The organism is Micromonospora tarensis (assembly GCF_016803395.1).
In the GTDB taxonomy this organism is placed as follows: Bacteria; Actinomycetota; Actinomycetes; order Mycobacteriales; family Micromonosporaceae; genus Micromonospora; species Micromonospora tarensis.
Window position 1 is genome coordinate 1 of the sequence record NZ_JAEVHL010000306.1, and the last position, 6,601, is coordinate 6,601.

Genomic DNA, 6,601 nt, shown 5'->3' on the forward strand with positions numbered 1-6,601 from the left:
GCCTGGCGGCCCGGCCCGAGGCGCAGCGGCGGCGGGTCGCCCGGGCGCGGGCCGAGGAGTTCGGCTGGCCGGCCGCGGTCGCCGGGTTCCTCCGCGTGCACGACGCGCCCGCCGGTCGGGGCACCCCGGCGGAGGTGGATCGCCGCACCGCATAGGGTGCAGGCATGGCGCGACCTGACGGGCGAGGGCCCTCTCAACTTCGACCGGTGACCCTGACCCGGGGCTGGAGCACCCACCCGGAGGGGTCGGTGCTCGTCGAGTTCGGCGGCACCCGGGTGCTCTGCACGGCGAGCGTCACCGAGGGGGTGCCCCGTTGGCGCAAGGGTTCCGGGCTCGGCTGGGTGACCGCCGAGTACGCGATGCTGCCCCGGGCCACGAACACCCGCTCCGACCGGGAGAGCGTCAAGGGTCGGGTCGGTGGCCGCACGCACGAGATCTCCCGGCTGATCGGCCGCAGCCTGCGGGCCAGCATCGACCTCAAGGCGCTCGGCGAGAACTCGATAGTGCTCGACTGCGACGTGCTCCAGGCCGACGGCGGCACCCGCACGGCCGCGATCACCGGCGCATACGTGGCGCTGCACGACGCGGTGGGCTGGCTGGCCGCCCGCAAGGCGTTGGCCGGCAAGCCGGAGAGGGTGATGCACCGCTCGGTGGCCGCGGTGAGCGTGGGCATCATCACCGGTGAGGCGCGACTCGACCTCTGCTACGAGGAGGACGTCGCCGCCGAGGTGGACATGAACGTGGTGTGCACCGGTGCGGGCGACTTCGTCGAGGTGCAGGGCACCGGTGAGGCGGGCGTGTTCGCCCGGGACCAGCTCGACAGTCTGCTCGACCTGGCCGTCGCGGGTTGCACCGAATTGGCCGAAGCCCAGCGGAAGGCTCTCTCATGAACAAGGTCCTGCTCGCCACCCGCAACCGCAAGAAGCTGGTGGAACTTCAGCGGATCCTGGACGGCGCGCTCGGCGCGCACCGGATCGCCCTGCTCGGCCTGGACGACGTCGAGCAGTACGCGGAGCTGCCGGAGACCGGCCTGACTTTCGGCGAGAACGCGTTGATCAAGGCGCGGGAGGGTTGCCGGCAGAGCGGGCTGCCGACCATCGCCGACGACTCCGGTCTCGCGGTGGACGCGCTCAACGGGATGCCGGGCGTGTTCAGCGCCCGCTGGTCCGGCCAGCACGGCGACGACCGGGCCAACCTCCAACTGGTGCTGGACCAGATCGCCGACGTGCCGGACGAGCAGCGGGCGGCCTCGTTCGTCTGCACCGTGGCGCTGGTGCTGCCGGGCGGCAAGGAGCACCTCGTCGACGGCCGGCAGTCCGGGCGGGTGTTGCGCGCTCCCCGCGGTGACGGCGGTTTCGGCTACGACCCGATCTTCCTCGGTGACGGGCAGGACCGGACCAACGCCGAGCTGACCCCGGCGGAGAAGGACGCGATCAGCCACCGCGGCAAGGCGCTGCGCGAGCTGGCGAAGCTGGTCGCCAAGGTGCTGCCGGCGGCGGCCTGAGCATCGCCGGGCCCGCCGGTCACCAACGCTTCGTCACCAGGTCACCGCCGAGTTCGTCGATCGGGACGCGGTCCTCCGTCGCCAGCGTCCCCGGGGCACCTCTCCGCTGATTTCGGCGGTGCCGCAGCGCTGGCAGCACCCGCCGACGCCCGTTGCTCAGCCCAGCGGGCCGACCTCCCGCTCGATGACGGCACGCAGCTCCGGCCCGGCGACGACGGTCCGGGCCGCCTCCATGACGGGGGCGAGGAACACGTCCGGGCCCGGCTCACCGGCTGCCGCGCCGAGCGCGGCGACGGCCGCCCGGCCGGCGGGCGACGGCACCAGCGGGGCACGCAACTGGAGGCCGCGTACGCCGGCCAGCAACTCCACCGCGAGCAGGCTGGTCAGATTGTCCAGGACGGTGCGTAGCTTCTTGGCCGCCGCCCAGCCCATCGAGACGTGGTCCTCCTGCATGCCGCTGGTGGGCAGCGAGTCCACCGAGGCGGGGGCGGCCAGCCGCCGGTTCTCCGCGACGATCCCGGCCGCCGTGTACTGGGCGATCATCAGTCCGGAGTTCACCCCCGCGTCGGGGGAGAGGAAGGCGGGCAGTTCCCGGGAGCGGGTGACGTCGAGCAGCCGGTCCACCCGCCGCTCGGCGATCGCCCCCACCTCGGCGGCGGCGATGGCGAGGAAGTCGGCGGCGAAGCCGAGCGGCGCGCCGTGGAAGTTTCCCGTCGACTCGACCCGGCCGTCCGGCAGCACCACCGGGTTGTCCACCACGGACACCAGCTCGCGGCTGGCGACCGTGCGGACGAAGTCCAGGGTGTCCCGGGCCGCGCCGGCGACCTGCGGGGCGCAGCGCATCGAGTACGCGTCCTGCACGGCGTGCGCCAGGTCGTCGCGGTGCGAGTCCATCACCCGGGAGTCCTGCAACAGTCGGTGGATGTTCGCCGCCGACGCCGCCTGGCCCGGGTGTGGCCGGATCGCGTGCAGCTCCGGCAGGAACGGCCGCTCCGAGCCGAGCATCGCCTCGATGGCCAGCGCGGCGGTCACGTCGGCCATGGCGAACAGGTGCGCCGCGTCGTGGATGGCCAGCAGCAGCATCCCGAGCATCCCGTCGGTGCCGTTGATCAGCGCCAGCCCCTCCTTGGCGGCCAGCTCGATCGGCTTGAGCCCGGCGGCGGTCAGCGCGTCGGCGGCGTCCTGCCGCTCGCCGGCCGGGCCGAGCACCCAGCCCTCACCGAGCAGCGCCAGCGCGCAGTGCGCCAGCGGGGCCAGGTCACCTGAGGCGCCCAACGAGCCGTGCTCCGGCACCCACGGGGTGATGTCGTGGTTGAGCAGGTCGACCAGGGCCTCGGCGACCAGCGGGCGGACCCCGGAGCGGCCCAGCGCGAGGGACCGGACCCGCAACAGCATCATGGCCCGGACCACCTCGCGCGGCATCGGGGCTCCCACCCCGGCGGCGTGCGAGCGGATCAGCGCGTGTTGCAGTTCGGCCCGCCGCTGCGGGGCGACGAAGGTGTTGGCCAATGCCCCGAACCCGGTGGAGACCCCGTAGACCGGGCGGCCGGACGACTCGATGCCGTCCACGATGGCCCGACTGGTCGCCATCGCGTCGATGGTGGCCGGGGCGAGGACGACCGTGGCGGTGCCGCGGGCCACCGCGAGCACGTCGTCGGCGGAGATTCCGGTGGGCTGGATGGTCACGGTCGTCATGGCGTTACTCCGTTGCGAATTACCTGGCGGATCAGGGGAACACCGGGCCGGTAGGCCAGGTGCAGGTAGGACGGCGCGTCCAGCACGACGAGGTCGGCCCGCGCGCCGGGGGTGAGCACCCCGATGTCGTCGCGGCGCAGCGCCCGCGCACCACCGGCGGTGGCGGCCCAGACCGCCTCCGCCGGGGTCATCCGCATCTCGCGGACCGCGAGGGCCACGCAGAACGGCATCGACGAGGTGTACGACGAGCCGGGGTTGCAGTCGGTGGCCAGCGCGACGGTGACACCGGCGTCGAGCAGCCGTCGGGCGTCCGGGTAGGGCGAGCGGGTGGAGAACTCGGCCCCGGGCAGCAGCGTCGCCACGGTCCGGGTGCCCGACCCGTCGCGCTGTGCCGTGTCGGCCAGCGCGGCCACGTCGGCGTCGCTCAGGTGGGTGCAGTGGTCGACGCTGGCCGCGCCCAACTCCACCCCGAGCTGCACACCCGGGCCGGGGCCGAGCTGGTTGGCGTGTAGCCGTACGCCCAGCCCGGCGGCCTGCCCACAGGCGAGGATGGCGCGGGCGTGGTCGACGTCGAAGGCGCCCCGCTCGCAGAACACGTCGATCCACTTGGCGTGCGGTGCGGCGGCGGCCAGCATCGGCCCGCAGACCAGCCCGACGTAGTCGTCGGGGCGGTCGGCGTACTCGGCGGGCACCACGTGGGCCCCGAGGAAGGTGGTCTCGGTGCTGGTCTCGGCGGCGATCCGCAGCGAGCGGGCCTCGTCGGCGACGGTAAGCCCGTACCCGCTCTTGATCTCGATGGTGGTGGTGCCCTGGCGCAGCGCCTCCCCGTGCAGCCGGCGCACGGTGGCCCGGAGCTCGGCGTCGGTGGCGGCCCGGGTCGCGCCGACGGTGGTACGGATGCCGCCACCGGTGTACGGCTCGCCGGCCATCCGGGCGGCGAACTCGGCGGCCCGATCGCCGGCGAAGACCAGGTGGGCGTGGCTGTCCACGAAGCCGGGCAGCACGGCGGCCCCACCGGCGTCCACCCGCCGGTCGGCGGCCGGCGCGTACCTGGACGGCCCGACCCAGGCCACCCGGCCCTCCTCGACCAGCACGGCGGCGTCGCGACGGATGCCCAGCGGGTCCTCGCCGGCAGCGTTGGTGACCAACTCCCCGATGTTGTCGACAAGCAGGCTGCTCATCCGGGAAGCACCGCCGCGATGGCCGCCGACAACTCGGCCGGCACGTCGACGCTCAGGTGTCGGCCCTCGGCCACCACCACCCGGCCGTCCACCACGACCTGCTCGACGTCCGCCGCGCCCGCCGCGAAGAACGCGCCGACCGGCGGCACTCCGGCGGTGCGGGGGCTGTCCAGGCGTACCGTCACCAGGTCGGCGCGGCGCCACGGCGATCCTCCGGCGTCGGCCCAGCCCAGCGCGGCGTGCCCGGCGGTGCTGGCCGCCGTCAGCAGGTCGAGCGGCGCGAAGTGGCCGCGCCGGCGGGTGCGCAGCCGCTCGTCCAGCTCCATTGCCCGGCCCTCCTCGAACAGGTCGATCACCGCGTGGCTGTCACTGCCGAGGTTCAACCGGATCCCGGCGTCGGCCATCCGCCGGGCCGGGCCGATGCCGTCGGCGAGGTCCCGCTCGGTGGTCGGGCAGAGGCACACCCCGGTCCGGCTGTCGCCCAGCAGGGTCAGGTCGGCGCTGGTCGGGTGGGTGGCGTGCACGGCGGTGGTGTCCGGCCCGAGCACGCCGTGCTCGGCGAGCAGGGCGGTGGGCGTGCGGCCGTGCACGGCCCGGCACTCGTCGTTCTCGGCGGGTTGTTCGGAGAGGTGCACGTGCAGCGGCGCCTGCCGCTGGCGGGCCCAGTCGGCGACCGTGCCGAGTTGGTCGGCCGGGACCGCCCGCACCGAGTGCACGGCCGCGCCGAGCCGGGCGTGCGGGTCCGTCGACGGGAAGCCGTGGCCCGCTCGGCCCAGCGGGCCGCGTCGCCGTCGCCGAAGCGGCGCTGCGGCCCGGCGAGGGCACCGCCGTCCACACCGGACGTCAGGTAGCAGACGTCCAGCACTGTGAGCCGGATCCCGGCGTGCGCGGCGGCCTCCACCAGCGCCGCGCCCATCGCGTTCGGGTCGTCGTACGGGCCGCCGTCGGGCCGGTGGTGCAGGTAGTGGAACTCACCCACACAGGTGATCCCGGCGAGCGCCATCTCGGCGTAGACGGCTCGGGCCAGGGCGAGGTAGGTGTCCGGGTCGAGCCGGTCCGCGATCGCGTACATCTGGTCGCGCCAGCTCCAGAAGTCGCCCCGTCCGCCGTGGGTACGCCCACGCAGTGCCCGGTGGAAGGCGTGTGAGTGCACGTTGGCCAGCCCGGGCAGGGTCAGGCCGGGCAGGGCCAGGGCGTCGGCGTACACGTCCACCCCGGCGCTCGGCCGGCCCTGGGCGGCCAGTGCGGTCACCCCGGTGATCCGCCCGCCGGCTGTCTCGATCAGCACGTCGGGAGTGGGCTCGGCGTGCTCGGGCAGCCAGGCGTACTCCGCCAGCCAGCGGGTGGTGGTCATGCCGCTCGCCTCCTTTGGAGCTGAATCGTTTGTGACATCAGCGGCGGGGTCGGGGCTGGGGCTGGGGCGGAGGTCAGGGCTGGGCTTCCGTGTGACTCGTTTGCGACATCAGCTCCAAAGGACGTCAACACGAGGTGTTGGTCCCCGCCGCACCGGAACCACCGCATCCCCGGACGCCGCCGCACCTCGTCTACCGGCATGTCAGCTCCTCCAGCACCCGGGCCAGCGCCCGTACCCCGGCGGCGCAGTCGTCGTCGGTGGCGGCCTCGGCGGGGGAGTGCGACACCCCGGTCGGGTTGCGCACGAAGAGCATCGCGGTGGGCAGGTGCGCGGCGAGCACCCCGGCGTCGTGCCCCGCGCCGGTGGGCAGCACCGGCGCGTCGAGCAGCGTGGCCAACCGGTTGGCCAGGTCGCCGTCGAAGGCGACCACGGGGGTGACCGACTCCTCGGTGACGGTCACCGTCGTACCGTCGCGGCGGGCCCGCTCGGCGAGCTTGCCGCGTACCGCGTCGACCAACCCGGTCAGCGTCTCCGGGTCGGCGGCCCGGGCGTCCAGCCAGCCGGTCACCTTCGACGGGATGGCGTTCGTCGCGTTGGGCTCCACGGCCACCCGGCCCACTGTGGCGTGCGCGTCGCGCAGCCGGGCCTCCTTGTTCGCCGCCAGCACCGTGAACGCGTACGTCAGCATCGGGTCGCGGCGGTCGGCCATCCGGGTGGTGCCCGCGTGGTTGCCCTCGCCGACGACGTCGAAGCGCCACCGGCCGTGCGGCCAGATCGCGCTGGCCACCGCCACCGGCGCGGCCGTGTCGACGAGCGCGCGGCCCTGCTCGACGTGCAACTCGACGAAGGCGCCGAACCGGCCCAGCA

General features: G+C 74.4%; 5 protein-coding genes and 1 pseudogene. 2 read left to right on the forward strand and 4 right to left on the reverse strand.

What is annotated here, in order from left to right; genetic code table 11:
* Nucleotides 1-164 precede the first annotated feature (164 nt).
* Nucleotides 165-890 carry a ribonuclease PH gene (gene rph / locus JM949_RS32190; protein WP_203151853.1) on the forward strand — a complete coding sequence of 242 codons (726 nt, stop codon included), beginning with the start codon at nt 165-167 and terminating at the stop codon, nt 888-890.
* Nucleotides 887-1,504, forward strand: coding sequence for an RdgB/HAM1 family non-canonical purine NTP pyrophosphatase (gene rdgB / locus JM949_RS32195; protein WP_203151854.1), 618 nt, complete (start codon nt 887-889; stop codon nt 1,502-1,504). The genes rph and rdgB overlap by 4 nt, the downstream gene beginning before the upstream one ends.
* Nucleotides 1,505-1,660: 156 nt before the next feature.
* Here the strand turns inward: rdgB and hutH are convergent, their stop codons facing one another.
* The 4 genes and pseudogenes from hutH to JM949_RS32215 form a co-directional block, all read right to left on the reverse strand.
* Nucleotides 1,661-3,199 carry a histidine ammonia-lyase gene (hutH, locus tag JM949_RS32200; protein WP_203151855.1) on the reverse strand — a complete coding sequence of 513 codons (1,539 nt, stop codon included), beginning with the start codon at nt 3,197-3,199 and terminating at the stop codon, nt 1,661-1,663.
* Complete coding sequence (gene hutI, locus JM949_RS32205) at nt 3,196-4,380, reverse strand: imidazolonepropionase (protein WP_203151856.1); 1,185 nt, start codon at nt 4,378-4,380, stop codon at nt 3,196-3,198. Before hutI ends, hutH begins: the two co-directional genes overlap by 4 nt.
* Nucleotides 4,377-5,734, reverse strand: a pseudogene (locus JM949_RS32210) (formimidoylglutamate deiminase). The gene hutI and the pseudogene JM949_RS32210 overlap by 4 nt, the downstream one beginning before the upstream one ends.
* A gap of 190 nt (nt 5,735-5,924) precedes the next feature.
* A partial coding sequence (locus tag JM949_RS32215; RefSeq protein WP_203151857.1) for a M20/M25/M40 family metallo-hydrolase occupies nt 5,925-6,601 on the reverse strand: 677 nt, incomplete at its 5' end.

Excerpts from the sequence above, each read along its gene's own strand:
- hutH (WP_203151855.1), bottom strand. The coding sequence starts at position 3,199 with ATGACGACCGTGACCATCCAGCCCACCGGAATCTCCGCCGACGACGTG.
- rdgB (WP_203151854.1), top strand. The coding sequence starts at position 887 with ATGAACAAGGTCCTGCTCGCCACCCGCAACCGCAAGAAGCTGGTGGAA.
- rph (WP_203151853.1), top strand. The coding sequence starts at position 165 with ATGGCGCGACCTGACGGGCGAGGGCCCTCTCAACTTCGACCGGTGACC.
- hutI (WP_203151856.1), bottom strand. The coding sequence starts at position 4,380 with ATGAGCAGCCTGCTTGTCGACAACATCGGGGAGTTGGTCACCAACGCT.